This window comes from Variovorax sp. PEI5, from assembly GCF_056679935.1.
Genome location: NZ_JBWXPH010000004.1, coordinates 294,447 through 318,842, shown reverse-complemented (window position 1 = coordinate 318,842; position 24,396 = coordinate 294,447). Strand labels below are relative to the sequence as shown.

Below are 24,396 nucleotides of genomic sequence, written 5' to 3'. Positions count from 1 at the left end.
ATGGGCCCGTCCCTTCCGGGCCGCCGGCGCGTACTGGGCGGCGCTCTGCTCGCGGCATCGATGCTGGCGACGATGCGGGTCGGCGCGGCCGATGGCACCGGCGCCGACTATCCCGCGCGCCCCGTGAGGCTGGTGGTTCCGTATGGCGCCGGCGGTGGCGCCGACGTGGTGGCGCGCCTGCTGGCCGATGCGCTGGCGCCCCGGCTGGGGCAGCCGGTGGTGGTCGAGAACCGCCCCGGCGCGAATGGCGCCATCGGCACGGCCGCGGTCGCCAAGGCCGAGCCCGATGGCTACACGCTGGCCCTGGTGGTGAGTTCGCATGTCTTCGGGCGGGCCCTGGTGCCCAACCTGCCCTTCGATCCGGTCAGGGATTTCGCCCCGGTCATGCTGGCCACGCGCAGCCCGATCGTGCTGGTGGCCTCGGCGTCGCTGCCGGTGCGCAGCGTGGGCGAGCTGTTGGCATACGTGCGCGCAAGACCGGACCAGGTCGCTTTTGCCTCGGCGGGCAATGGCAGCAACGTGCACGTCTTCGCCCAGTGGTTCAACGACCTGGCGCGACTGCACATGATCCACGTGCCCTACAAGGGCAGCTCCGCCGCCCATCTCGACCTGATCTCGGGCCGCGTCGCGATGGCCTTCGACACCCTGGCGTCGGTCCAGTCGCACGTGGCGGCGGGCAAGCTGAGACTGCTGGCGGTGGCCGGGCCGCGTCGGCTCGCGCAGTATCCCGACGTGCCGACGGTCGCCGAAGCCGGTATACCCGGCTTCGAGGCCGAATCATGGACGGCGGTGCTGGCGCCAGCGGCCACGCAAAGACCGATCGTCGCCCGGTTGCAGCGCGAACTGGTGGCGGTGCTGCAGTTGCCGGCGGTCCGGGAGCGACTGCAGGGCGCCGGGGCACAGGTGGTGGGCGGTTCCTCGGACGAACTGGCGACTGTGCTGGCGACGGAAGAGAAGCGCTATGGTGATCTGATCCGCCGCCTGAACATCACGCTCGACTGACGGCGGAGCCGACCCGTCCGGACCCTTACTTGGCGGCGACCATGCCGTCGAGCTCGCGCGCGTGCTTGAGGTGGCCTTGCACCACCGGCAGCATCTTGCCGGCCAGGGCCTTCACATCGGCGTCGCGGGCGGTCGATTGGGTCTTCATGAGCAGCTTCTCGGTCGCCACGTGGTCGCCGACGCCGGCGTTCTTCACGTAGCTCTTGTCGAAGGTATTGCCGCTCATGAGCTTGAGCTTGGCCATGGAGGCCTTGTGCTTGAGGTCGGGCTCGGTCGGCAGCTTGACGTCCTTGGTCTGCGCCAGCTGGTTGACCTCGTCGAGCGCCTTGGTGTGGTCGTCGACCATCTGCTGCGCGAATTCCTTGACCTTGGGATTGGTCGCCTTCTCGGCCGCGAGCTTGCCGGTGGCGATCTCGGCCAGGTTGGCATGGGCGATGTCGCGCAGCATGCCGGCGTCGGCCCGCATGTTCTTGCCGGGCATGGCACCGGAGGTCGCGCCCATCGGCGCGGCGGTGGTGGCTCCCATCGGTGCCGCGGTGGTGGCCGCGCCGCCGGCCTGCGCCTGGGCGCCCGAGGCGAGGGTCATCAGAACGGGCAGCAGGACGGCGCCGCAGAGGGTGGCGATGCGGGTGGGACGTTGCAGAGTCTGGGTCATGATGTCGGGTCCTGTAAAAACCAAAAGACTGGTGAGCGCGCCACGGCCGGCTTGTCGGAGAGGGACTGCACCTGATGGCAGTCGGCAGGTGTCACACCCTGTGCGACACGATGCTGGCGCGGTCGTTGCATGCGTCCGGCCCGGCGCCGCTCGAGGCGCGCCTTCCGCCCTCTTCCTTCCTCCCGCATCGTCCTCATGGCCCCATCGACCCCACCCCTGATCGAGGTCCGCGCCAGTCCGGTGCATGGCCGCGGCGTCCATGCCCTGCGCCGCCTGCCCCGGGGCACCTGCATCGGCGTCTACGAGGGCCGGCGCTATGGCGAGGCGGCCTTGCTGGAAGTCGACTGGAGCCGCCGCCACCACGGCCTGACCTATCTCTTCAGCCTGTCCGATGGCACCACCATCGATGGCGGCGAGGGCGGCAACGCCACGCGCTTCCTCAACCACTCGTGCGAGCCCAACTGCCAGGCCGTCGAGGTGACGGACGCGCGCGGTCGCATCGACCTGCGGCTGGTCACGTTGCGCTCCATCGCCGCCGGCGCCGAACTGTTTCTGGACTACGCCCTGACCATCGACGAGAGCGAATCGCCCGCCGACTATCCCTGCCGCTGCGGTCGGCCGGCCTGTCGCGGCACGCTGGCCGCGCCACCGCCCTGAACGCGGCGCGCGGGCCGGGGGATGCATGCCATGGCGCCGATGGCCGGCGCGACGCCTCACTGACGGGCGTCCATGGCACCGCGGATGCCATCGCTCAGGATGTTGAAGCAGGTGCTGGTGACGAAGATGCACAGTCCCGGCAGCATCGCCAGCAGCGGCTGGGTGTAGATCGCGGTGCGCAGCGTGTTGAGCATCAGGCTCCATTCGGCCTCAGGCGGTCGGGTGCCCAGACCCAGGAAGGACAGGCCCGAGGCCAGGATCATCGATACGCTGATCAGGCTGGTGGCGTAGACGACGATCGGCCCGAGCACGTTGGGCAGCAACTGCACGCGCACAATGGTCAGGGCCGAGGCGCCGCTGGCCCGCGCCGACTCGATGTAGTCGAGGTTGCGCACGGCGGTGGTGGTCGACTCGGCCACGCGGATGATCTGCGGCACGAACACCAGGCACAGCGACAGCATGGCGTTGGCCAGCCCCGGGCCGAGCGCCCCGCTGATCGCCACCGCCAGCAGCACCGACGGGAACGCATAGAAGACATCGGTGGTGCGCATGATGGCCATGTTGACCCAGCCGCCGGCATAGCCCGCGACGATGCCCAGGGTACCGCCGATGGCCAGTGCGATCAGCACCGGCGTGATGCCCAGGAACCACGACAGCCGCCCGCCATACAGCAGGCGCGACAGCATGTCGCGCCCGAGCTCGTCGTTGCCCAGCCAGTGGCCCGGCGAGCCGATCGGCTTCAGGCGCTGTCCCATGCTGCCCTGGTAGGGATCGTGGGGCGCGATGAGCGGCGCCGCCAGCAGGGCCAGCAGCATCACGGCCAGGACGATGGCGCAGGCCAGCGTGACCGGGTCGCGCAGCACCCGGCCGGCGACGGTGCGCCAGTAACCGCGCTCCGGCGGCGCGGCGGCGCTGGTCGAGGGGATGGGGGAAAGGGCGGGGGCGGCGGTGCCGAGGGCATCAGCGTCCGGGTGCAGCACGGTGGCGTTCATTGGCGTTTGATCCGGGGGTCGAGCGTGGTCTGCATGAGGTCGACCAGCAGGTTGAGCAGGACGAAGATGAGCGCGAGCACGAGGATCGTGCCCTGCAGCACCGGGATGTCGCGCTGGAAGATGGCGCCGTTGAGCATGAAGCCGGTGCCCGGCCACGAGAACACCGTCTCGACCAGGATCGAGCCGCCCATCAGGTAGCCCAGCTGCAGGCCCATGATCGACAGCACCGAGGGCGCCGCGTTCTTCACCACGTGCAGCGCGATGCGGCCGCCGCGCAGTCCCTTGCCGCGCAGGGTGGTGATGAAGTCCTGGCCGAGGACGTCGAGCACCACGCCGCGCACGGTGCGCGCGACGATGCCCATCGGGATGATGCTCAGGGTCAGCGCCGGCAGCACCAGGTACTGCACGTGCTCCCAGTCCCAGCGCCAGGCCTCGGAGCCGCCGCCGCCCGCGCCCATCGACGGCAGCAGATTGAAGACGACGCTGAAGACGATCACCAGCACCATGCCCAGCCAGTAGTGCGGCACCGAGACGCTGGCCGCCGCCAGCGCGACGATGGACTTGTCGGGCCAGCGGCCGCGCGCCAGCGCCGCCGCCACGCCCAGCGCCGTGCCCAGCGCGAAGCCGATGGCGGCGGCGCCCAGCGACAGGCGCAGGGTGTTGACGATCGCCGGGCCCAGCTCGTCGAGCACCGGCCGTCCGCTGGCGATCGACTTGCCGAAATCGCCCTGCGCGACGCGGCCGAGCCAGAGCGCGAACTGCGTCGGCAAGGGCCGGTCGAGGCCGTACTCGCGGCGCACCTGCTCGACCACGTCGGCCGGCGTGTCGGCCGAGACGATGGCGTTGATCGGATCCCCCGGCGCCAGGTGCACCAGCAGGAAGCAGACGACGCTGACCGCCAGGGCGATCGGCACCGCGTAGAGGACGCGTCGCAGGAGATAGGACAGCATGGGGTTCAGGCCGCGAGGGCGGTGCGTGGAGGAGTGACGAGCAGGCAGCGCGCCGAGCGGTCGGCGCCGGCGGCGGCCAGCGCGGGCATGGCGTCCAGGCAGGCCGGCATCACGCGATCGCAACGCGCGGCGAAGGCGCAGCCGGCGGGCAGGCGGTCCAGGCGCGGCGGCGCGCCGGCGATGGTGACGAGCGGGCGGCCGCGCGAGCCCGCGTGCACGGTCGCGCCGAGCAGGCCCTGCGCATACGGGTGCATCGGCTGGCGCAGGAAGTCCGACACGCCGGCCTCCTCGACGAAGCGCCCGGCATACATCACGGCGATGCGGTCGGCCACCTCGCTCGCCACGCCCAGGTCGTGGGTGACGAAGATCAGGCCCATGCCCATCTCGCGCTGCAGCTCGCGCAGCAGCAGCAGGACCTGGATCTGCACCGTGGCATCGAGCGCGGTCGTCGGCTCGTCGGCCAGCAGCAGGCGCGGGCGGCACGACAGCGCCATCGCGATCATCGCGCGCTGGCGCAGGCCGCCCGAGAGCTCGTGCGGATAGGCGTCGAGCCGCCGCGCGGCCGAGGGCACCTGCACCAGCTCCAGCAGCTGCAGCGCGCGGCGGCGCGCCGCCGCCCGGTCGATGCCCTCGTGCCGGCGCACCGTCTCGGCGATCTGGGTGCCGATGCTGAAGACCGGGTCGAGCGCGGTCATCGGCTCCTGGAAGATCATCGCCACCGAGCGGCCGCGCACCGCCGTCATCTGCGCCTCGCTGGCGCCGGCGATGTCCTGGCCGGCGACCCGCACCGTGCCGGACATGCGGGTCGTGCGCGCCGGGTTGAGCCGCATCAGCGCACGCAGCGTGACCGACTTGCCGGAGCCGGATTCGCCCAGGATGCACAGCGTCTCGCGCGGCGCCAGGTCGAAGTCGACGCCATTGACGGCGGCCACCGTGGCCACGCCCGGCCCGCGCGATTCGAAGGCCACGCGCAGGTCGCGCACATGGACCAGCGGGGTGTCGGGAGCGCTCGTCATGCCAGCACCCGCGCGGCTTCGACGCGCCGCACCGGCGCGGCGCGATGGCCGCTGCCCGGGGCGTTCATCAGGCAGGCCGCCGCGTGCCCGCCCGCCAGCACGGCCAGGGCCGGCTCCTGGGCGGCGCAGACCGCCTCGGCATGCGCGCAGCGCGTGCGGAAGCGGCAGCCCGAGGGCGGATCGATCGGGTTGGGCGGATCGCCCTGCAGCGGTGGCCGCGTCCGCCGGCGCGCCGGGTCCATCGACGGCCGGCTCGCCAGCAGGGCGGCGGTGTAGGGATGCGCCGGCCGGCCATAGATGGCGTCGACCGCGCCGACCTCGGCCACCTTGCCCAGGTACATCACCAGCACGCGATCGGCCATGTACTGGACCACGTTCAGGTCGTGGCTGATGAAGAGGTAGCTCAGGCCGTAGCGCGCCTTGAGGTCGACCAGCAGGTTGAGCACCTGCGCCTCGACCGACTTGTCCAGCGCCGACACCGGCTCGTCCAGGATCAGCAGGCGCGGGCGCAGCGCCAGCGCGCGGGCGATGTTGACGCGCTGGCGCTGGCCGCCCGAGAGCTGGTGCGGGAAGCGGGCGCCGAACTGCGCCGGCGCCAGGCCCACCGCGTCGAGCAGCTCGTGCGCCCGCGCCAGCGCGTCGCGCCGCGCCAGGCCGTGCACCTGGGGCGCGAAGGCGATCGCGTTCTCGATCGACAGGCGCGGGTTGAGCGAGGCATGGCTGTCCTAGAACACCATCTGCACCTGCCGGCGATAGTCCTTCATCGGCAGGGCGCGGCCGCCGACCATCTGGCCGTCGAAGACGATCTCGCCGGCGGTCGGCGCGAGCAGCGACATGATCAGGCGCGAGGTCGTGGACTTGCCGCAACCCGACTCGCCGACGATGCCGAGCGTCTCGCCCTTGCGCAGGTCGAAGCCGAGGTCGTCGACCGCCCGCACCACGTCGCGCGAACGGCGCAGGCCGCGTCCGGCGAGGGCGAAATGCTTGGTCAGGTGGCGCACCGACAGCAGCGGCTGCGCCGGGCCGCCGAGGTCGGGCAGGGGAGGGAGATGCGCGGCGTGGTTCGTGGGCATGCCCCTGCCCAAGCAAGTCGCACGCCAGCCGGCTCCGAACCACTCAAGTTGTCTGTACTAATAAGTGGAGAACGATCATCCGGTGAGTGGGCACCCGATGCGGTCGTGGCGCTGCGTCATTTCGGTACGCGATGCACCATTCGACCGCATCGGATGCGGGCCGGCACGAAGGCGCGGCGGGCCTTGCTCCCCTGACTGGAAGGCTGCGGATCGGTCTGGCCCGCAAGTTGCATGTACAACTCGGTCGAATCCCGATCGACCTCTTCCACCGCACCACTCCCGACGGAACACCTCACCCATGCCAACTTCACTCCACCGCCGCGACCTCCTTCTCGCCAGCGCCGCCAGCTGGGGCACCTCGCTGCTGGGCCTCGACATGGCCCATGCCCAGACGCCGTCGGGCGTGCTGCGCGTGGGCATGACCGTGAGCGCGGTGCCCTCGACCAACGGCATCCCCGACCAGGGCGGGGAAGGCGCGCGGTTCATGAACGTGACGCTGTACGACCAGCTGGTGGCCTGGGACCTGTCGAGCGCCGACAAGCCGGCCAAGCTGATGCCCTGCCTGGCCACCGCGTGGAAGGCCGACGCCGCCAACCCGAAGCGCTGGATCTTCACGCTGCGCGAGGGCGTCCGCTTCCACGACGGCCACGTGCTGACCGCCGACGATGTCGTCTTCAGCTTCGACCGCGCCTTCAAGCGCGACGCCGCCTGGTTCGACCAGCGCGCCTTCAGCCAGGCCTTGCCACAGATCCCCGGTGTGGTCGCCTGGGGCGCGACCGACCCCCGGACCTTCTGGCTGGAGACGGCCACGCCCGATGGCACGCTGCCCTATGCCCTGACCTGGATGGGCATCGTGCATCGCGGCGCCTGGGAGGCCGCCGGCAAGGACTGGGTCGCGTATGCCACCAAGGCCGTCGGCTCCGGTCCGTGGAAGCTGGAGAGCTACAACCAGCGCGAGCGCGCGGTGCTGGTGCGCAACGACGCCTACTGGAACAAGGACCGCATTCCCAAGGCGGCCAGGTTGGTGCTGCTGCCGATCCCCGATGCCAACGCGCGCATCGCGGCGCTGCGCTCCGGGCAGGTCGACTTCATCGAGGCGCCGTCGCCCGATGCCGTGCCCTCGCTCAAGGCGGCCGGCTTCAGGATCGTCACCAACACCTATCCGCACAACTGGACCTGGTTCCTCTCGCAGGTGCCGGGCTCGCCCTGGACCGACGTGCGGCTGCGCAAGGCCGTGAACCTGGGCATCGACCGCCAGGGCCTGAAGGAGCTGCTGGGCGGCATGATGATCGAAGGCCAGGGCGTCGTGCCCGCCGGGCACCCGTGGTACGGCGCGCCGACCTTCAAGCTGGCGCACGACCCCGATGCCGCGCGCAAGCTGCTGGCCGAGGCCGGCTACTCCAGGAGCAAGCCGCTCAGGACCAAGGTCGCCATCTCCAGCAGCGGCTCGGGACAGATGCAGCCATTGGCGATGAACGAGTTCATCCAGCAGAACCTGCGCGAGGTCGAGTTCGAGGTCTTCGAGTGGCAGGCGCTGATCGAGTGCTGGAAGGCCGGCGCCGGCTCGCCGGCGGCACGCGGCTGCACCGCGCTGAACATCTCGCAGGGGCCGTTCGATCCGTTCCGCGCCTTCGCGCGCATCCTGCAGACCAACATGGCATCGCCCGCCGGCGTCAACTGGAGCAAGTTCAGCGATCCGGCGCTCGACCGGATCTTCCTGCAGATCCAGACCGAGACCGATGCCGCCCGCCAGGACGCGCTCCTGGCCCAGGTCCACACGCAGGTAGTCGACCGGGCGCTGTTCCTGTTCGCGGCCCACGATGTCAATCCGCGCGCCCTGTCCGGCAAGGTCAAGGGCTTCGTGCAGGCGCAGTCGTGGTTCCAGGACCTGACGCCGATCAGCGTGGCATGAGCGGGGTGACGCGCATGACTTCCGACCCCACGCCCGTCCCGTCGTCCGCCGCCGCCTGCGTCGCCGTCCCCGCAACGGCCGATCCGGACGGACCGACCGATCCGGTCGCGCGCACCCGGCTGCAGCTGGCCTTGATCGAGGCGCTCGATCCGGCGCTGCGCAGCCTGATCTCCGTCAATCCGCGGGCCCTTGACGAGGCCGGCGACGTGGCCCGGCGCCAGGCCCGGCTGCGCCTGCCGGCCCTGGCCGGGCGCACCGTCAGCCTGAAGGACAACATCGACACCGCCGGCTGGACCACCACCATGGGCTCGGCCTTCTTCGCCGACCACGTGCCGCTCGCGGACGCGCCGGTGGTGACCCGGCTGCGCGCGGCCGGCGCGGTGATCGTCGGCAAGGCCAACCTGCACGAGTTCGCCTTCGGCGGCACGACGCAGAACCCGCACCATGGCCGGGGCGGCAATCCCTGGCACGTCGATGCCATCCCGGGCGGCTCCAGCGGCGGCTCGGGCGCCTCGGTGGCCGCCGGCCTGTGCGATGTCTCGCTGGGCACCGACACCGGCGGCTCGATCCGCATCCCGGCCGCGCTCAATGGCGTCGTCGGCCTGCGCCCGACGCACGGCCGCGTGCCCAACACCGGCTGCTTCCCGGTCAGCGCCGCCTACGACACCATCGGCCCGCTGGCGCGCAGCGTGGCCGAGGTGGCCTGGGCGCACGAGGCGATCGCCGGCCACGACGCCGGCGACGACTGCTCGATCGAGCATCCGGTCGACAGCTGGAGCCACGCCTTCTCCCGGGGCGTCGAGGGCCTGCGCGTGGGCGTGCCCGGGCACTGGTGCCTGGCCGATCTCGAACCCGAGGTCGAGCGCCGCGTGCGCGAGGCCATCGACACCCTGCGCACGCTGGGCGTGGTGGTCGAGGAGATCATGCTGCCCGATGCGCACCAGGCCCAGGCGCGGCTGATGCCGATGGTGCATGCCGATGCCGCCGCGGTGCATGCCCGGCGCCTGGAGGAGCAGCCCGGGCGCTTCGGCGCCGATGTGCTCGACCGCCTGCGCCACGGCCAGGCCGTGACCGGCCCGGCCTATGCCGAGGGGCTGCGCTTCAAGGAGCGCTGGCTGCGCCAGCTCGACCGCGCCTTCGAGCGCGTCGATGTCATCCTGACGCCGACCTGCCCGGTGACGGCGCCGCTGCGCATCGACACGGCGCGCATGCTCGAGACCACGCGCGCGCTGTCGCGCTTCACCTATGCCTGGGCCCTGGCGGGCACGCCGGCGCTGTCGGTGCCCTGCGGCTTCGCGGCCAACGGCCTACCGGTGGGCCTGCAGCTGGTCGCGCCGTGCTGGCACGACGCGCGCGTGCTCGCGCTCGGCGCCCACTACCAGGGCGCGACCCGGCACCACCTGCGGGTGCCGGCGCTGGTCGAGGCCGCGCGCGCGGCTGGCGGCGGCCGGCGCCAGAGGCTGATGCCGGCCACGGATGCCGCACAGGCGCGCTATGCCTGGCGCGTGCTGTCGGTCACGGCGCTGGGCGTGATCCTGTGCTTCGTCAATGCCAGCACGCTCGCCGTCGCGCTGCCGGTGGTGGCGCAGGACCTGGGCGCCAGCCCGATGCAGGCGAGCTGGGTGCTGCTGTCGTACATGCTGGTCACGACCGCGCTGATCCCGGTGTTCGGCCGGCTCGCCGATCTGTTCGGTCGCCGCCGGCTCTACATGACCGGGCTGGCGCTGCTGACGCTGGCGAGCGTCGGCTGCGCCCTGGCGAGCGATGCGCCGACGCTGCTGGCGTTCCGCTGCCTGCAGGCGCTGGGCGCGGCCTCGGTCATCACCAACACCACCGCCCTCATCGTCGATGCCTTCCCGGCCCGGATGCTCGGTGTCGGGCTGGGCCTGAACTCGACCATCTCGGCCGCCGCGCAGAGCGTGGGTCCGATGCTGGGCGGCGCGCTGGTCGGCGGCCTGGGCTGGCGCGCGGTGTTCTGGATCAACCTGCCGATCGGCCTGTTTGCGTTGGTCCGGGCCCACCGCACCCTGCGCCGCACGCCCGGGCGGCGCCACGAGCGCTTCGATGTCGTCGGCGCCGGGCTATCGATGGTCGGGCTCGGCGGGCTGGTCTACGGGTTGTCGATGACCGGGCCGCTGGGCTGGGCCAGTCCCCAGGTGCTGGGCGGGGCGGCGGTGGCCGTCGTCGGCCTGGCGGCCTTCGTCGTCAGTCAGCGGCTGCGACGCGACCCATTGATCGACCTGGCGCTGTTCGCCGACCGCGAGCGCGCGGCGGCCTATGCAGCGGTGCTGCTGGTGTGCATGGCGCAGACCGCCAGCGTGCTGCTGATCGCCCTGTTCATGCAGGGCGTGGGTGGGCTCGACGCCTTCCAGGCCGGACTCTGCGTGGCGCCGGTGCCGCTGGGCATGATGCTGGCGTCGCCGATCGCCGGCCGGCTGATCGGCCGCTTCAGCGCCGCGACGCTGTCGACCTTCGGCGCCCTGCTGGTGGCCGTGGGGCTGGCGGCGCTGGTGGCGCTGCTGCAGCCGCGCATGCCGCGCGCCGAACTGGCGGTGGCGCTGCTGCTCGTCGGGCTGGGCACCGGCTGCTTCCTGACCTCCAACAACAGCGCCATCATGGCCAGCGTCGGGCCGCAGCGGCGTGGCATCGCCAATGCGGTGCGATCGACATTGCAGAACACCGGGCTGGTGGTCGGCGCCGCCCTGGGCATGAGCATCGCCATCGCCGGCCTGTCGCCGGCCAGCCAGCGCGCGGTCTACGAGGGCCGGCTCGCGCTGGCCGCGCCGGCCGACATCGCATTGTTCGTGGCCGGCTGCCGGCATGCCTTCGGCGTCCTCACCCTGGTCTGCCTGCTGGGCATCGGCGTGGCGCTGCTGAGCGGCCATGCCGCGCGCGCCCAGCGCGCCGGCCAGCCCGGCTGAGGCCGCCGCGCCCGCCATCCCTCCGCGTCTTCCTTCCTCCACCCGTTCCCACTCCACCAGGATCCCGCCATGACCTCCACCTCCGCGTCCGCCATCGCGCTGACGGAAGCCCACCTCGCGCAAGCCGAGCGGCTCAACCCGACCCTGCATGCCCTGATCGCCATCCGCCGCGAGCAGGCGCTTGACGAGGCCCGGCGCGCCGATGCGGCGGCCGCGCGCGGCGAATGCCTCGGCCTGCTGCATGGCATGACGATGACCATCAAGGACAACATCGACATCGCCGGCGAGCCGACCACCGCCGGCGCCGCCTTCCTGCGCGACAACGTGCCGGCCGAGGACTCGCCGGTGGTGGCGCGGCTGCGTCGCGCCGGCGCGGTGATGGTGGCCAAGGCCAACATGGCCGAGCTGGCCTTCGGCTCGCGCTCGTTCAGCGCCGTCGGCGGCCAGTGCCGCAACCCGTGGGACCTCGACCGCATCCCGGGCGGCTCCAGCGGCGGCTCGGCCGTCAGCGTCGCCACCGACATGTGCGTGGGCTCGCTGGGCAGCGACACCGGCGGCTCGGTGCGCCTGCCGGCCTGCTACAACGGCGTCGCCGGCCTGCGACCGACGCACGGCCGCGTGCCCAACCGCGGCGGCGTGCCGGTCAGCGAGCACAACGACACCATCGGCCCGCTGGCGCGCAGCGTCGGCGACGTCGCCCGCATTTTCGCGGTCATCGCCGGCTTCGATCCGCTCGACCCGTCCTCGGTCGACATGCCGCTCGCGAATTTCCTGCCGACCCTGGGCGACGGCATCGCCGGGCGCCGCATCGGCATCCCGAGGAACCACTATTTCGAGCGCTGCGAGCCGGCCGTGGTCGAGGCCGTGATGGCCGGGGCGCGCCGGCTGGAGGCCGCCGGCGCCGTGCTGGTGGAGGTCGACGTGCCGCTGGCCGGCGAGGCGCACCTGATGCAGACGCGCTCGGTGTTCGCCGATGTCTGCCATGTCTTCCACGACCGATTGCGCGACCGGCCGGAGACCATCACCGCCTCGGTGGTCGAGCGCATGCGCCACGGCTTCGATGTCACCGGCATCCAGTACGCCGAGGCGATGGCCTTCCGCACGCGCTTCCGGGTCGTGCTGCGGCAGCTGTTCTCCCAGGTCGATATCCTGCTGTCGCCGACCGCGCCGGCGGTGGCGGCGCCGATCGAGGATGGTGCCAACCTGCTCGAGGCCACCAAGGCCTCGACGCGCAATACCTATGCCGGCGCCATCGGCTCGATCCCCGGACTGTCGGTGCCTTGCGGCCTGTCGCCCGAGGGCCTGCCCATCGGCATGCAGCTCGAGGCCGCGCCCTGGCGCGAACCGCTGCTGCTGCAGGCCGGCGTGGCGTTCCAGGAGCGCAGCGACTTCCACCGGCTGCGGGCCCCGCTGGCGGGCTGAGCCGCCGCCCTAGGCCGGCCCGGCGCGGCGGCGCAGCTTCATGCCCAGGTTGAAGTTGTCGATCGGATAGAGGTTGGTCGACAGCTCGACCACCTTGCCGTCGTCGAGCCGGTAGGTGCGCAGGACCTCGATCACCGCCGCCTCGCGGCGCAGGCCGAGCAGCGGCGCCACCTCGTCCGGCACCGCGCGGCCGCGCACGCGCTGCTCGACCTCGCCGATGCGCACGCCATACATGTCCTCCATCAGTTCGAAGATCGGCGTGGTGCGGCGGTCCAGCAGGCGCGCGATGCCGGCGTAGTCGCTGTGGATCCAGGCCTGCGTCCAGTAGACCGGGCGCGGTTCGGCGCCGGCATAGCGGCAGCCCTCGAGCCGCAGCCAGCGCTGGCCCGGCGCCACCCCGAAGCGTGCGGCCAGCTGCTCGTCCATGGCTTCCAGGCGGGTCGTGTAGTCCCAGCGCGTGGAGGTGGCGTACTGCGTCAGGTCCTCCAGCGAGCCGCTCTCGTGCAGGTAGTACTGGGCGCTGTCCTGGCGCGCGACCGTGGTGCCGGAGCCCCGGCGCGAGGTCACCAGGCCGGCCTGGCGCAGTTCGCGCAGGGCCTCGCGCACAGTCTGGCGGCTGACGCCAAAGCGCATGGACAGGTCGTTCTCGGTCGGCAGGCGCTCGCCCACCGGGTGGATGCCCTGCAGGATCTCCTTGCGGACGATGTCGACGACCCGTCGGAACAGGGGGCCGTGGCCCTCGACGGCGAGGCCGTCGGGAACCGGGGTGCGCTTCGGGTTCATGCGTGGTGTCTCCGGCACGGATCTCTATTTGTACGTACACATTCTCACGCAGCGGCGCGGGCTGTCGGCCGGCGCGCGGCATTCACGGGTCCTGGCCGAGCAGCGGCACGCTGGCTTCCTTCAGCACGCGCAGCACGAAGCTCGACTTGCTGTGCCGGATGCCGGGGATCTTGTAGAGCTTCTCGCGAAGCAGGCGCTCGTAGTCGCGCGTGTCGCGCACGGCGATGCGGATGTAGTAGTCGTAGTCGCCCGAGACCAGATAGGCCTCCTGGATCTCCGGGATCGTCGCCAGCACGCGGCCGAATTCGTAGAGCGTCTCGTCGGTGTGACTCTCCAGGGTGAGCTGGACGATGACGAAGTCGTGGTAGCCGAGCCGGGCCGGATCGAGGTCGACGGTGTAGCGCCGGATCACGCCCTGGGCCTCGAGCTTCTTGATGCGCGTCCAGCAGCTGGTGGCCGACAGGCCGACGATCTGGCCGATCTCCTGCAGGGTGCGGCGCGAGTCCTGGGTCAGGACCCGGAGGATGGCCAGGTCGATCCTGTCCGACGATTCTTCGGGGCGATCGGCATCGGAGCGAATGGTTTTCATGGCGGAGGGCGCGATGGCGAAACCATGGAGCCTAGCGCGCGCGGCCGGCGAACGCTGGCGCCGGGGCGACCCGCCGCGGAGGCCGATGAAGGAGCACTCCGGTAGCCACACGCTGCGCTCTCCCACGCGCAGGCGTCGGCTTCGCGCCGCCGCGGCATCGGCCGGGCGGCTTCCAATGCAATGCATGAACACCACTCCAGACACTTCCCGTTGCGCCTCCGCATCCTCCACCCACCCCGGGGCGCCCGACGCATCCGGACGGCGCACCGTCGTCGTCACCGGCGCCTCCGCCGGCGTCGGCCGCGCCGTCGCCCGGGAGTTCGCCCGCCACGGCTGGCGCGTGGCCCTGCTGGCGCGCGGCGCCGATGGCCTGGAGGGCGCGCGGCGCGATGTCGAGCGCCTCGGCGGCGAGGCCCTGGTGATCCCGACCGATGTCGCCGACGAAGCCCAGGTCGAGGCGGCGGCGGCCCGCGTGGAAGCGGCCTGGGGCTCGATCGACGTCTGGGTCAACGATGCCATGGCGACGATCTTCTCGGATGTCATGGACATCGCGCCCGAGGACTTCCGGCGCGCCACCGAGGTGACCTACCTGGGCGCCGTGTGGGGCACGCTGGCCGCGTTGCGTCGCATGAAGCCGGTGGACCGGGGCTGCATCGTCCAGGTCGGCTCCGCGCTGGCCTACCGGTCGATCCCCATGCAGGCGCCCTACTGCGGCGCCAAGGCCGCATTGCGCGGCTTCACGGACTCGCTGCGCTGCGAGCTGGCGCACGACGACAGTCAGGTGCACGTGACCATGGTCCAGCTGTCGGCCTTCAACACGCCGCAGTTCGGCTGGGGCCGCACCACCATGGCCCGGCGGCCACGGCCCATGGGCAAGATCTTCCAGCCCGAGATCGCCGCCCGCGCCGTCTACTGGGCCGCGACCCACCGCCGGCGCGAGCTGTGGGTCGGCTGGCCGGCGGTGCAGGCGATCCTGGGCACGCGGCTGCTGCCCGGCCTGGCCGACCGGCTGCTGGGACGCTCGGCGGTCGAGGGCCAGCAGACCGACGAGCCCGTGTCCGCCGACCGCCCCGACAACCTGTATGCGCCCGTGCCCGGCGACCACGGCGCGCATGGCCATTTCGACGACGAGGCGCTGCCGCGCAGCACGCAGTTCTGGCTGACCACGCATCGCAAGACGACGGCGCTGGCGGCGCTCGCCACCGCGGGTGTCGCCTGGGGGATCGCGTCGCGGCTGCTGCGACGCCGGTGATCTTTCGGCAGAAAGCATCGACTGGACCCATGGCATTCGGAATTCGAGCCACGAAGGGCGAAAAAACGAAGCCTATTCGGTTCGTTTCACTGAAGAATCGAGTCCATGGAACTGCTCGACTCCGAATCCCCTTCTTCTTCTTCCGTCTCCTCTTGCGCCGACGCGTGGGCCGGCACCGGCCTGCCGGCCGGCACGCCGGCGCGGCCCGTCAATGGCGCGGTGGCATTGCTGGAGACGCTCATCGAATGCGGCGTCGACACGATCTTCGGCTATCCCGGTGGCGCCGCCCTGCCGCTCTACGACGCGCTGCATGGCGAACCCCGGCTGCGCCACGTGCTGGTGCGCCATGAACAGGCCGCCGTGCACGCGGCCGAGGGCTATGCGCGCACCACCGGTCGCGTCGGCGTCGTGCTGGTGACCTCCGGGCCGGGGGTGGGCAACACCATCAGCGGCCTGCTCGACGCCATGAGCGATTCGATCCCGGTGCTGTGCATCAGCGGCCAGGTCGCCACCGGCGTCATCGGCACCAACGCCTTCCAGGAGAGCGACGCGCTGGGCATGTCGCGCCCGGTCACCAAGTGGAACCAGCAGGCCCGCGCGGCCGACGAGATCCCGTCGCTGGTGCGCCGCGCGCTGGCGATCGCCGCCGGCGGGCGGCCCGGGCCGGTGCTGCTGGACGTGCCCAAGGACGTGCAGCAGCAGGTGGTGGGCGCGACGGCGCCGGCCGTGGCGCGGAGCCGGCGCCGGGCGGGCTGCGGCGTCGGCGCGCCGCCGACCGGCAGCCTGCAGCGCGCCGCCGACCTGATGTCGACCGCGCGCCGGCCGATCGTCTATGGCGGCGGCGGCCTGGTGAACTCCGGTCCCGCGGCCTGCGAGGCCTTCACCCGGCTGGTGCGCCGGCTCGACGCGCCCTGCACCCTGACCCTGATGGGCCTGGGCGCGTTCCCGGCATCGGATGCGCGCTTCGTCGGCATGCTGGGCATGCATGGCGCGCTGGAGGCCAACCTGGCGATGCACGAGGCCGACCTGGTGATCTGCATCGGCGCGCGCTTCGACGACCGCGTGACCGGCAAGCTCGACGAGTTCTGCCCGCACGCCCGCAAGATCCACGTCGACATCGACCCCGGCAGCATCAACAAGATCGTGCGCGTCGACGTGCCGATCGTCGGCGACTGCGCGACGGTGCTGGAGGCCCTGCTGGCGATGCCGCAGCTGGCGGCGCCGGCGGCGGGACGCCTGGCGCCATGGTGGGCGCGCATCGAGCGCTGGCGCGCCGAGCGCTGCTTCGACTTCGCGCCGCGCGCCGATGTCATCCTGCCGCAGCAGCTCATGCGCGGCCTGCAGGCGGCGGTCGAGGGCCGCGACGCCATCGTCTCGACCGATGTCGGCCAGCACCAGATGTGGGCCGCCCAGTACCTGCGCTTCGAGCGGCCCGGCCGCTGGCTGACCTCCGGGGGCGCCGGCACCATGGGCTATGGCCTGCCGGCGGCGATCGGCGCGCAGGTGGCGCATCCCGACGCGCTGGTGGTGTGCGTGAGCGGCGACGCCTCGGTGCTGATGAACATCCAGGAGCTGTCGACGGCGGTGCAGCACCGCACGCCGGTCAAGCTGGTGCTGTCGAACAACGGCTACATGGGCATGGTGCGCCAGTGGCAGGAACTCAACCACGGCAACCGCCTGAGCCACAGCTGGAACGAGGCCCTGCCGGACTTCGTGGCCCTGGCGCGGGCGTTCGGCTGGGGCGCGCGGCGCGTGTCCGATCCGGCCGAGCTCGACGCCGCGCTGGCCGAGTGCCTGGCCAGTCCGGGGCCCTTCTTCCTCGACGTCCAGGTGGCGGCGCAGGAGAACTGCTTTCCGATGATGCCCTCGGGCCATGGCCACCATCGCGTGATGCTGGCCAAGGATCGCTGGTACGACGACGACGAGGCGGGCGGCCTCGCGGCCGAGGCCGGCGACGACGCGGCGCGCTGAGGCGCGTCGATGCCGGGCCGCCCGGCCGGCCTGGCGGGTGGCCGGAGCCGGGGAGCGGATTCAGTCGATCCGGATGCCGGCCGCCTTCACGACCTCGGCGTACTTCTTCAGGTCGGCCTGGATCTGGGCTGCGAACTCGGCCGAGGTGTTGCCCACCGCCGCGATGCCCAGCTTGGCCAGGCGCTCGCGGATCGGCGTCTCGCGCACCACCGCCGCCAGCTCGCGCTGCAGGCGCTCGACGATCGGCGGCGGCGTGCGGGCCGGCGCGAGGATGCCGATCCACGAGCTGGCCTCGAAGCCCGGCAGCGACTCGGCCACGGTGGGCACGTCGGGCATCGAGGCCAGGCGCTGCGCGCTGGACACCGCGATGGCCCGCACCTGGCCCTTCTCGATGAAGGGCGAGGCGCCGGCGACCGCCGTGTAGAGCATCGGCAGCTGGCCGCCGACGACATCGGCCAGGGCCTGGCCGCCGCCCTTGTAGGGCACGTGGACGAAGTTGGCGCCGGTCCGCACCTTGAGCATCTCCGCCGCGACGTGCGGCGTGCCGCCGGTGCCGGAGCTGCCATAAGACACGCCACCGGGATGGCTCTTCGAATAGGCGATCAGTTCGGGCAGGGTGCGCGCCGGCACCGAGGGATGCGTGACGATCACCAGCACGGCGTCGCCGATCTTGCCGACCGGGACGAAATCCCGGATCGGGTCGAACGGCACCTTGGCGAACACGTGCGGATTGATGACCAGCGTGCCGTCGAAGCCGACCACCAGCGTGTAGCCATCGGGCGCGGCGGCCGCCACCATCTGGGTGCCGATGTTGCCGGAGGCGCCGGGCCGGTTGTCGATCACCACCTGCTGGCCGAGCCGCGCGCCCAGGCGTTCGGCGACGACGCGGGCGCCGGTGTCGGTGACGCCGCCGGGCGTGAAGGGCACGATCAGGCGGATCGGCTTGTCGGGGTAGTCGGCCTGCGCGCGCGCGGCGGGTGCGATGCCGCCCAGCACCAGCGCGCCGGCGCCGCCCAGCGCCAGCGACAGGACGCGGCGGCGCGGGAGGGGGGAAGTCGGTCTCATCGTGTGTGTCTCCATCGTTCTTCTTTTCAGCGCGCCCAGCGGCGCTCGAAGTCCCAAACCTCATGGAAGCCGATCCGGCCGCAGAACTCCTGGAAGTCGAACAGCGGCACCTCGGCGCTCCGGCTGTCGCCGGTGGCTTTCAGGCTGGCCAGCGCGCGCTCCATCGCGGCGGCCGCGCTTAGGCTGGTGAGCGAGGGATAGATCGCCAGCGCGAAGCCGATCTCCTCGAGCACCCTGGCCGGCAGGATCGGCGTGCGGCCGCCATCGGACATGTTGGCCAGCATCGGCAGGTCGAAGGCCTCGCAGGCCCGACGCATCTCGTCCTCCGACTGCGGCGCCTCGAAGAACAGGATGTCGGCGCCGGCCTCGGCATAGGCCTCCAGCCGCCGCAGGGCCTCGTCGACGCCGAGCTCGGCGCGCGCGTCGGTGCGGGCGATGATGAGGAAGTTCTCCCGGTCCTCGCGCGCCTCGACCGCGACCTTGATCTTGTCGACCATGTCGCGCGTCGGCACGCAGCGCTTGCCGGGCGTGTGGCCGCACTTCTTCGGGAACTCCTGGTCCTCCAGCTGGATGGCGGTGACGCCGGCGGCCTCGTAGCCGCGCACCGTGTGGTGCACGTTGAGCAGGCCGCCATAGCCGGTGTCGGCATCGGCGATGACGGCGCCCCGGCTGGTGCGCACCAGGGTCGCCATGCGCTCGAGCATCTGGGTGTACGTGGCGATGCCGGCATCGGGCAGGCCCAGCGCCGAGGCGGTGAGCCAGTAGCCGGTGCCATAGACGATGTCGAAGCCGACCTTGTCGGCCACGGTGGCGGCGATCATGTCGTGCAGGCCGGGGGCGACGATGAACTCGCCGCGGTCGAGCTTCTGGCGCAGGATGGGATGGGCCATGCCGCTCACTCCGCCGTGATGCCGCCGCGCTGCGCGACGCGGGCCCACTTGGTGGTCTCGCTGGCCAGGAAGCGCTGGAACTCGGCCGGCGGCGTCAGCATGATCTCCGCGCCCTGGTCGTGCATCTGCTTCTGCACCACCGGGTCGTCGGTGACCTTGCGCAGGGCCTGGTTGATCTGCGCGACGATCGCCGGCGGCAGCCCGGCCGGGCCGAAGAGCCCGTACCAGCTGAGCGACTCGACGCCATCCAGGCCGGCTTCCTTGAAGGTCATGGCCTCCGGGAACAGCGGCATGCGGCGGGCGTCGGCGACGCCCACCACCCGCAGCGCGCCGGAGCGCACGTGGGGCAGGGCGGTCAGCACGCTGGTCACGCCCATCGGCAGGTGGCCGCCGATGATGTCGACCATGATCGGCGCGCCGCCCTTGTAGGGCACGCCGGTGAGCTTGAGGTCGCCGACCTGGCGGATCAGCTCGGCCGTCAGGCGGGTCTGGCCCTCGGAGTAGCCGCAGCCCAATTCCTCCTTGCGCGCGGCGGCCAGCAGGTCGGCCAGGGTCCGGTAACGGCCCTGGGCCTGCACCACCAGCACGCAGGGCGAACTGGCGATGTTGGTGATCGGCGTGAAGGCCCGCGTGGTGTCGTAGGGCATCGACTTCATCAGCACCGGATTGACCGCGTGCGAGCCCACCACCAGCATCAGCGTGTGGCCATCGGCCGGCGCGCGGGCGACGCTGCTCGAGCCGATGACGCCATTGGCGCCGGTGCGGTTGTCGACCACCACCGACTGGCCCCAGGCCTCCGACAGGTGCTGCGCCATCAGGCGGCCGACGATGTCGGTGCCGCCGCCGGCCGAGTAGGGCACGACCAGCGTCACCGTCTTGCTGGGGAAGGCGGCGCCCTGCGCCAGGGCGGGGCCGGCGGCGGCCAGCGCGGCCAGGCCGCCCAGGCCGGTGAGCAGCCGGCGGCGGCCGAGACGGCCGGCGGATGTCGTCGGGATCGAGGGGATCGATGGGTTCATGGGAGTCTCCGGGTGTCGTTGTCGTTGTCGTTGTTCGTGGCGTCGTCGACCCGCTCGGCGCCGCGCCGCGCCTTGTCGCGCTCGCGGCGCAGCCAGGCGATGGACCGCCCGCCGAGCGGGCGCTGCAGGGCGTCCTGCGCGAAATCCACCGCGTCGAGCAGGCCGGCCAGCGAGATGCCGGTGGCCAGGCCGCTGCGCTCGGCCATCAGCACCAGGTCCTCGGTGGCGAGGTTGCCGGCCGCGCCGGGCGCGAACGGGCAGCCGCCGATGCCGCCGACGCTGGCGTCGAAGCGTCGCACGCCGGCCTCGATCGCGGCCCAGGCATTGGCCACGCCCATGCCGCGCGTGTCGTGCAGGTGCGCCGACAGGCGCGCGGGCGGCACCACCTCGCGCAGCGCCGCGAAGCGCTCCTTCACCTGGCCGGGCGCGGCCGAGCCGATGGTGTCGGCGATGACGATCTCGTCGGCCGCCGCGGCGTCCATGCGCCGCGCCAGGCGCAGCACGGCATCGAGCGGGGTCTCGCCCTCGAACGGGCAGTCGAAGGCGACCGCGACATAGGCGCGGGTGCGCAGCCCCAGGGCGCGCGCCGCCGCCAGGGTCTGCTCGCAGACCTCGGTGGCCTGCTCCAGCCCCATGTTGATGTTGCGGCGGTTCATGGTCTCGGTGGCCGAGAGCACCACCGCGATCTCCCGCGCGCCGGCCGCGTGGGCCCGCTCCAGCCCCTTCAGGTTGGGCACCAGCACCGAGGTGCGCAACGCGGCGAAGCGCGCCTGCACGCGCGGCACCAGCTCGGCCGCATCGGCCATCTGCGGCACCGCCCGGGGCGAGACGAAGCTGGTGGCCTCGATGCTGCGCACGCCGGCGCGCACCAGCAGCTCGACCAGGCGCAGCTTGCCGTCGGTGTCGAGATGCACCGCCTGGTTCTGCAGGCCGTCGCGCGGCGCGACATCGGTGATGTGCAGGACGGCGTCGCCATCGAGCGCGGTGTCGGTGGCGGCGCTCATGCGATGACGCCCTCCGCGCGCAGGGCCTCCAGCCGCTCGGGCGGATAGCCCACCAGGTCGCCCAGCACCTGTCGCGTGCTCTCGCCGAGCGCCGGCGGGCAGGTGAAGGTCGCCTTCGGATCGGCCGCCGACAGCTTGATCGGATTGCCCGGCATGCGCACGCGCTCGCCGGTCTTCAGCGCCACCTCCACCACCATGTCGCGCGCCAGCACCTGCGCATCGTTCAGGGCCTGGGCGAAATCGTTGACCGGCGCGCACGGGATGCGCGCCTCGCGCAGCCGCTCGAGCCAGTGGGCGGTCGGCCGCTCGCGTAGCTTGTCGCCGATCAGGGCGTCGATCTCGGCCTTGGCCGCGAAGCGCACCGGCTGCTGGCGGTAGTCGCTGCGGCGCAGCTCGGGCAGGTCGATGAACTCGACGAAGCGCTCGAAGAAGGGGTCGCCGATGCAGGCGATGATGACGTGGCCGTCGGCGGTCGGATAGCTGTTGTAGGGCACGTGCACGAAGTGGCCGTTGCCGATGCCCTCGGGCACGTGGCCCGACAGCAGGTGCATCGTCGCCATGTAGTTGAGCAGCGAGATCTGGGCGTCGAGCATCGAGATGTCGACATGCTGGCCGACGCCGGTGCGCTCGCGCTCGACCAGCGCCGCCAGCACGCCCATGGCGCCGAACATGCCGCCGCCGAGATCGCCGATCGGGATGCCGCTGCGGGTCGGGCCGCTCTGCGGCGTGCCGGTGATCGACATGCCGCCGCCCATCGCCTGCACCACCTGATCGAAGGCCGGGCGCTGGGTGTGCGGGCCGGTCTGGCCGAAGCCGGTCACCGAGCAGGTGACGATGCGCGGATTGACGAGGGCGAGCGCGGCGTGGTCGATGCCCAGCCGCTCGGTGACGCCGACGCTGAAGTTGTCGAACACCACATCGGCCTTGCGTACCAGGTCCAGGAACACCGCCTTGCCGGCCGGCGTCTTGAGGTCGATGCACACGCTCTGCTTGTTGCGGTTGAGCGTGAGGTAGTAGGCCCCCATGCCGTCGCGGGAGTAGTGCGGGTCGTGTTCCAGCAGGCGCCGGGTGCCTTCGCCGCCGGCCGGCGGTTCGACCTTGATGGTGCGCGCGCCGAGGTCGGCCAGCAGCATGGTGCCGTAGGGACCGGACAGCATGTGCGTCAGGTCCAGGACGGTGATGTGTTCGAGTGCCACGTGATGTCTCTCTTGATGGGGGTCCTGCCTTGGCATTGCAGAGCGCGTGCCAGGGCCTCGGACGCGCGCAAGTGGTTGATTCCAAAGGGCATCGCGGCCGTGCGTCGGATGGCGCACGTCGCGCTGCGACGGTCCTGAGACATCCGGACGTCTCAGTGCGACACGGAGTGCGAGCCGACCGCGCCGCAGGGTCGGCATCGCGTCGGCCGGCCGGGCGGTCGCGAGGTGACGTACATTTTTCGGCTCGCGGGGGTCGCGGCCACATGCCGCGCCCCGACCGATCGACTGAACGAGGGCGCGTCCAGGCGCCCCACGGAGACATCCATGGATCTGCGACTCAAGGACCAGCACGTGCTCGTCACCGGCGGCAGCAAGGGCATCGGCCTGGCCTGCGCCCGGGCCTTCCTCGCCGAGGGCACCCACGTCACGCTGATGGCGCGCAACGCTGAATTGCTCGAGCGCGTGCGCGCCGAGCTGCAGGCCGCCTTTCCGGATGCCGGGGTGCGCGTGGTGGCGGTCGACCTGACGCAGGCCGAGGCGGCGGCGGCGGCGGTCGCAAGCGCGGAGGCCGCGGGCGGCCCGATCGACGTATTGGTCAATTCGGCCGGCGCCGCCCAGCGCACCGCGCCGGCCGAACTGACGCCGCAGCACTGGCACGCCGGCATGGACGCCAAGTACTTCTCGTACATCCATGTCATCGATCCGGTCGTCAAGGGCATGGCCGCGCGCGGTCGCGGCACGATCCTCAACATCGTCGGCATGGGCGGCAAGATCGCCACGCCGACGCACCTGCCCGGTGGCGCCGCCAATGCCGCGCTGATGCTCGCCAGCGTCGGCCTGGCGTCGGCCTATGGGCGCCAGGGCGTGCGCGTCAACGTCATCAATCCGGGCATGACGCGCACCGAGCGCATGGAGGGCGGACTGGCCGCCGAGGCCCGCCGCACCGGCCTGAGCCAGGACCAGGTGCTGGCCCAGGCCAGCGAGCGCATGCCGCTGGGCCGCCCGGCCAGTCCGGAGGAGATCGCCGATGCCGCGCTGTTCCTGTGCTCGCCGCGCGCCGGCTATGTCTCCGGCGCGGTGCTGTCGATGGATGGAGCGGCGACCGCGACCGTGGTCTGACGGCCGGCGTCCTCAGGCCGGCGGCATGGCGCGCGCACGGGCCGTCCAGCGCGCGCCGATCTCCGCCACCAGTCGCAGCAGCATCGGCGCGTGGCGCGCCACCAGTTGCGCCTGCTGGTGCTCGGCGGCGTGGAAGCCGATGCTCAGGGCATAGAGCATCTGGTCCGGACCGCGCAAGGGCGCGGCCACGACCGTCAGCCCGGGCTGCCAGCTGGCGACGCAATAGCCGTCGCGTCCGATGTCGAGGCGCGCCCGGTCGATCCGCTGGCGCAGCGCGCGCCAGTCCGGACCATGCCTCGGCGCCAGGCGGGCCAGCAGTTCCTCGCGCGCCTCGCGGTCCATGCCGGCCAGGTAGGAGCGGCCGCCGGCGGTCAGCTCGATCGGGAAGCGCGAACCGCGCGCCGCCGTGCGGAACACGCCGCGCCGGCTCTCGCGCACCGACTCGAGATAGACCATCTCCAGCTGGTCCGCCGCCGCCAGCCCGACATTGATCCGTTCGCCCTCGGCCATGCGCTTCATCGGCTCGGCGGCGGCCTCCAGCACCGGCACGTCGTAGCGGAAGACATTGGCCAGGCTGGTCACCACCAGCCCCAGCCGGTAGCCGCGGCGCTCGATGTCGTGGACCAGGAAGTCGGCATCGACCAGCGAGCGCGTCAGCCGGCTGACGGTCGGGCGCGGCAGGCCGGTGCGCTCGGCCAGCTCGGCATTGGTCAGCAGGGTGGCGCCGGGGCGGAAGGCGCGCAGGATCAGCAGGCCGCGCTCGAGCGACTGGCTGCCGGGCGTGGCGCGCACGAAGCGGCCGGTCTCGCGCGTCTGGCGGCGGGTCGAGGCGGAGGGTGCCGACGATGTCGGCGGGGCGGGATCTCTGGCGGCCATGGGCACTATTTCGGAGAACGAAATTGCACTGTAGC

General features: G+C 72.0%; 20 protein-coding genes and 1 pseudogene. 8 read left to right on the top strand and 13 right to left on the bottom strand.

Annotated features, from left to right (window positions below; translation table 11 throughout):
• The gene (locus AC1MLT_RS23185) at nt 1-1,002 is read left to right on the top strand and encodes a Bug family tripartite tricarboxylate transporter substrate binding protein (protein WP_481036817.1); all 1,002 of its coding nucleotides are present in this window, start codon (nt 1-3) and stop codon (nt 1,000-1,002) included.
• A 25-nt stretch (nt 1,003-1,027) separates the two neighbouring features.
• Here the strand turns inward: AC1MLT_RS23185 and AC1MLT_RS23180 are convergent, their stop codons facing one another.
• Nucleotides 1,028-1,657 carry a DUF4142 domain-containing protein gene (locus tag AC1MLT_RS23180; RefSeq protein WP_481036815.1) on the bottom strand — a complete coding sequence of 210 codons (630 nt, stop codon included), beginning with the start codon at nt 1,655-1,657 and terminating at the stop codon, nt 1,028-1,030.
• A 195-nt stretch (nt 1,658-1,852) separates the two neighbouring features.
• On the opposite strand from AC1MLT_RS23180, the gene AC1MLT_RS23175 reads away from it, so the two are divergent.
• On the top strand, nt 1,853-2,314 hold the full coding sequence (locus AC1MLT_RS23175; RefSeq protein ID WP_481036814.1) for an SET domain-containing protein: 462 nt from the start codon (nt 1,853-1,855) through the stop codon (nt 2,312-2,314).
• Between the two features lie 56 nt (nt 2,315-2,370).
• Here the strand turns inward: AC1MLT_RS23175 and AC1MLT_RS23170 are convergent, their stop codons facing one another.
• From AC1MLT_RS23170 to AC1MLT_RS23155, 4 genes and pseudogenes are all read right to left on the bottom strand, one after another.
• Nucleotides 2,371-3,306 carry an ABC transporter permease gene (locus AC1MLT_RS23170; protein ID WP_481036812.1) on the bottom strand — a complete coding sequence of 312 codons (936 nt, stop codon included), beginning with the start codon at nt 3,304-3,306 and terminating at the stop codon, nt 2,371-2,373.
• Nucleotides 3,303-4,256: an ABC transporter permease gene (locus tag AC1MLT_RS23165; RefSeq protein ID WP_481036811.1), complete on the bottom strand. Its 954-nt coding sequence runs from the start codon at nt 4,254-4,256 to the stop codon at nt 3,303-3,305. The genes AC1MLT_RS23170 and AC1MLT_RS23165 overlap by 4 nt, the downstream gene beginning before the upstream one ends.
• Nucleotides 4,257-4,261: 5 nt before the next feature.
• Nucleotides 4,262-5,272, bottom strand: a complete 1,011-nt coding sequence (locus AC1MLT_RS23160; RefSeq protein WP_481036809.1) for an ABC transporter ATP-binding protein — start codon at nt 5,270-5,272, stop codon at nt 4,262-4,264.
• Nucleotides 5,269-6,345, bottom strand: a pseudogene (locus AC1MLT_RS23155) (ABC transporter ATP-binding protein). The gene AC1MLT_RS23160 and the pseudogene AC1MLT_RS23155 overlap by 4 nt, the downstream one beginning before the upstream one ends.
• 298 nt (nt 6,346-6,643) lie before the next feature.
• Here AC1MLT_RS23155 and AC1MLT_RS23150 point away from each other — a divergent pair.
• The 3 genes from AC1MLT_RS23150 (at nt 6,644) to AC1MLT_RS23140 (ending at nt 12,600) form a co-directional block, all read left to right on the top strand.
• Complete coding sequence (locus AC1MLT_RS23150) at nt 6,644-8,257, top strand: ABC transporter substrate-binding protein (RefSeq protein ID WP_481036807.1); 1,614 nt, start codon at nt 6,644-6,646, stop codon at nt 8,255-8,257.
• A 14-nt stretch (nt 8,258-8,271) separates the two neighbouring features.
• On the top strand, nt 8,272-11,178 hold the full coding sequence (locus AC1MLT_RS23145) for a DHA2 family efflux MFS transporter permease subunit (RefSeq protein ID WP_481036806.1): 2,907 nt from the start codon (nt 8,272-8,274) through the stop codon (nt 11,176-11,178).
• Between the two features lie 69 nt (nt 11,179-11,247).
• Nucleotides 11,248-12,600: an amidase gene (locus tag AC1MLT_RS23140; protein WP_481036804.1), complete on the top strand. Its 1,353-nt coding sequence runs from the start codon at nt 11,248-11,250 to the stop codon at nt 12,598-12,600.
• Nucleotides 12,601-12,609: 9 nt separating this feature from the next.
• On the opposite strand, the gene AC1MLT_RS23135 is transcribed toward AC1MLT_RS23140, so the two are convergent.
• Nucleotides 12,610-13,383: a GntR family transcriptional regulator gene (locus tag AC1MLT_RS23135; protein ID WP_481036803.1), complete on the bottom strand. Its 774-nt coding sequence runs from the start codon at nt 13,381-13,383 to the stop codon at nt 12,610-12,612.
• Nucleotides 13,384-13,465: 82 nt separating this feature from the next.
• Nucleotides 13,466-13,972: an Lrp/AsnC family transcriptional regulator gene (locus tag AC1MLT_RS23130; RefSeq protein WP_481036801.1), complete on the bottom strand. Its 507-nt coding sequence runs from the start codon at nt 13,970-13,972 to the stop codon at nt 13,466-13,468.
• Between the two features lie 184 nt (nt 13,973-14,156).
• On the opposite strand from AC1MLT_RS23130, the gene AC1MLT_RS23125 reads away from it, so the two are divergent.
• Together AC1MLT_RS23125 and ilvB are read left to right on the top strand one after the other, a co-directional pair.
• Nucleotides 14,157-15,224 carry an SDR family oxidoreductase gene (locus tag AC1MLT_RS23125; protein ID WP_481036800.1) on the top strand — a complete coding sequence of 356 codons (1,068 nt, stop codon included), beginning with the start codon at nt 14,157-14,159 and terminating at the stop codon, nt 15,222-15,224.
• Between the two features lie 105 nt (nt 15,225-15,329).
• Nucleotides 15,330-17,195 carry a biosynthetic-type acetolactate synthase large subunit gene (gene ilvB, locus AC1MLT_RS23120; protein ID WP_481036799.1) on the top strand — a complete coding sequence of 622 codons (1,866 nt, stop codon included), beginning with the start codon at nt 15,330-15,332 and terminating at the stop codon, nt 17,193-17,195.
• A 60-nt stretch (nt 17,196-17,255) separates the two neighbouring features.
• Here ilvB and AC1MLT_RS23115 read toward each other — a convergent pair whose 3' ends face one another.
• Genes AC1MLT_RS23115 through AC1MLT_RS23095 form a run of 5 tightly spaced genes read right to left on the bottom strand, consistent with a single transcriptional unit; the run spans nt 17,256 to nt 22,366 of the window.
• Complete coding sequence (locus AC1MLT_RS23115; RefSeq protein WP_481036797.1) at nt 17,256-18,260, bottom strand: Bug family tripartite tricarboxylate transporter substrate binding protein; 1,005 nt, start codon at nt 18,258-18,260, stop codon at nt 17,256-17,258.
• Between the two features lie 26 nt (nt 18,261-18,286).
• Nucleotides 18,287-19,150, bottom strand: a complete 864-nt coding sequence (locus AC1MLT_RS23110; RefSeq protein WP_481036796.1) for an isocitrate lyase/PEP mutase family protein — start codon at nt 19,148-19,150, stop codon at nt 18,287-18,289.
• Between the two features lie 5 nt (nt 19,151-19,155).
• Nucleotides 19,156-20,166, bottom strand: a complete 1,011-nt coding sequence (locus AC1MLT_RS23105; protein WP_481036795.1) for a tripartite tricarboxylate transporter substrate binding protein — start codon at nt 20,164-20,166, stop codon at nt 19,156-19,158.
• A complete protein-coding gene (locus tag AC1MLT_RS23100) occupies nt 20,163-21,170 on the bottom strand; it encodes a hydroxymethylglutaryl-CoA lyase (RefSeq protein WP_481036793.1) in 1,008 nt (335 codons plus the stop codon). Before AC1MLT_RS23100 ends, AC1MLT_RS23105 begins: the two co-directional genes overlap by 4 nt.
• Nucleotides 21,167-22,366: a CaiB/BaiF CoA transferase family protein gene (locus AC1MLT_RS23095; RefSeq protein WP_481036792.1), complete on the bottom strand. Its 1,200-nt coding sequence runs from the start codon at nt 22,364-22,366 to the stop codon at nt 21,167-21,169. Before AC1MLT_RS23095 ends, AC1MLT_RS23100 begins: the two co-directional genes overlap by 4 nt.
• Nucleotides 22,367-22,690: 324 nt before the next feature.
• Here AC1MLT_RS23095 and AC1MLT_RS23090 point away from each other — a divergent pair, with 324 nt between their 5' ends.
• On the top strand, nt 22,691-23,485 hold the full coding sequence (locus AC1MLT_RS23090; RefSeq protein WP_481036790.1) for an SDR family oxidoreductase: 795 nt from the start codon (nt 22,691-22,693) through the stop codon (nt 23,483-23,485).
• Between the two features lie 12 nt (nt 23,486-23,497).
• Here the strand turns inward: AC1MLT_RS23090 and AC1MLT_RS23085 are convergent, their stop codons facing one another.
• A complete protein-coding gene (locus AC1MLT_RS23085) occupies nt 23,498-24,361 on the bottom strand; it encodes an IclR family transcriptional regulator (protein ID WP_481036789.1) in 864 nt (287 codons plus the stop codon).
• Nucleotides 24,362-24,396 lie beyond the last annotated feature (35 nt).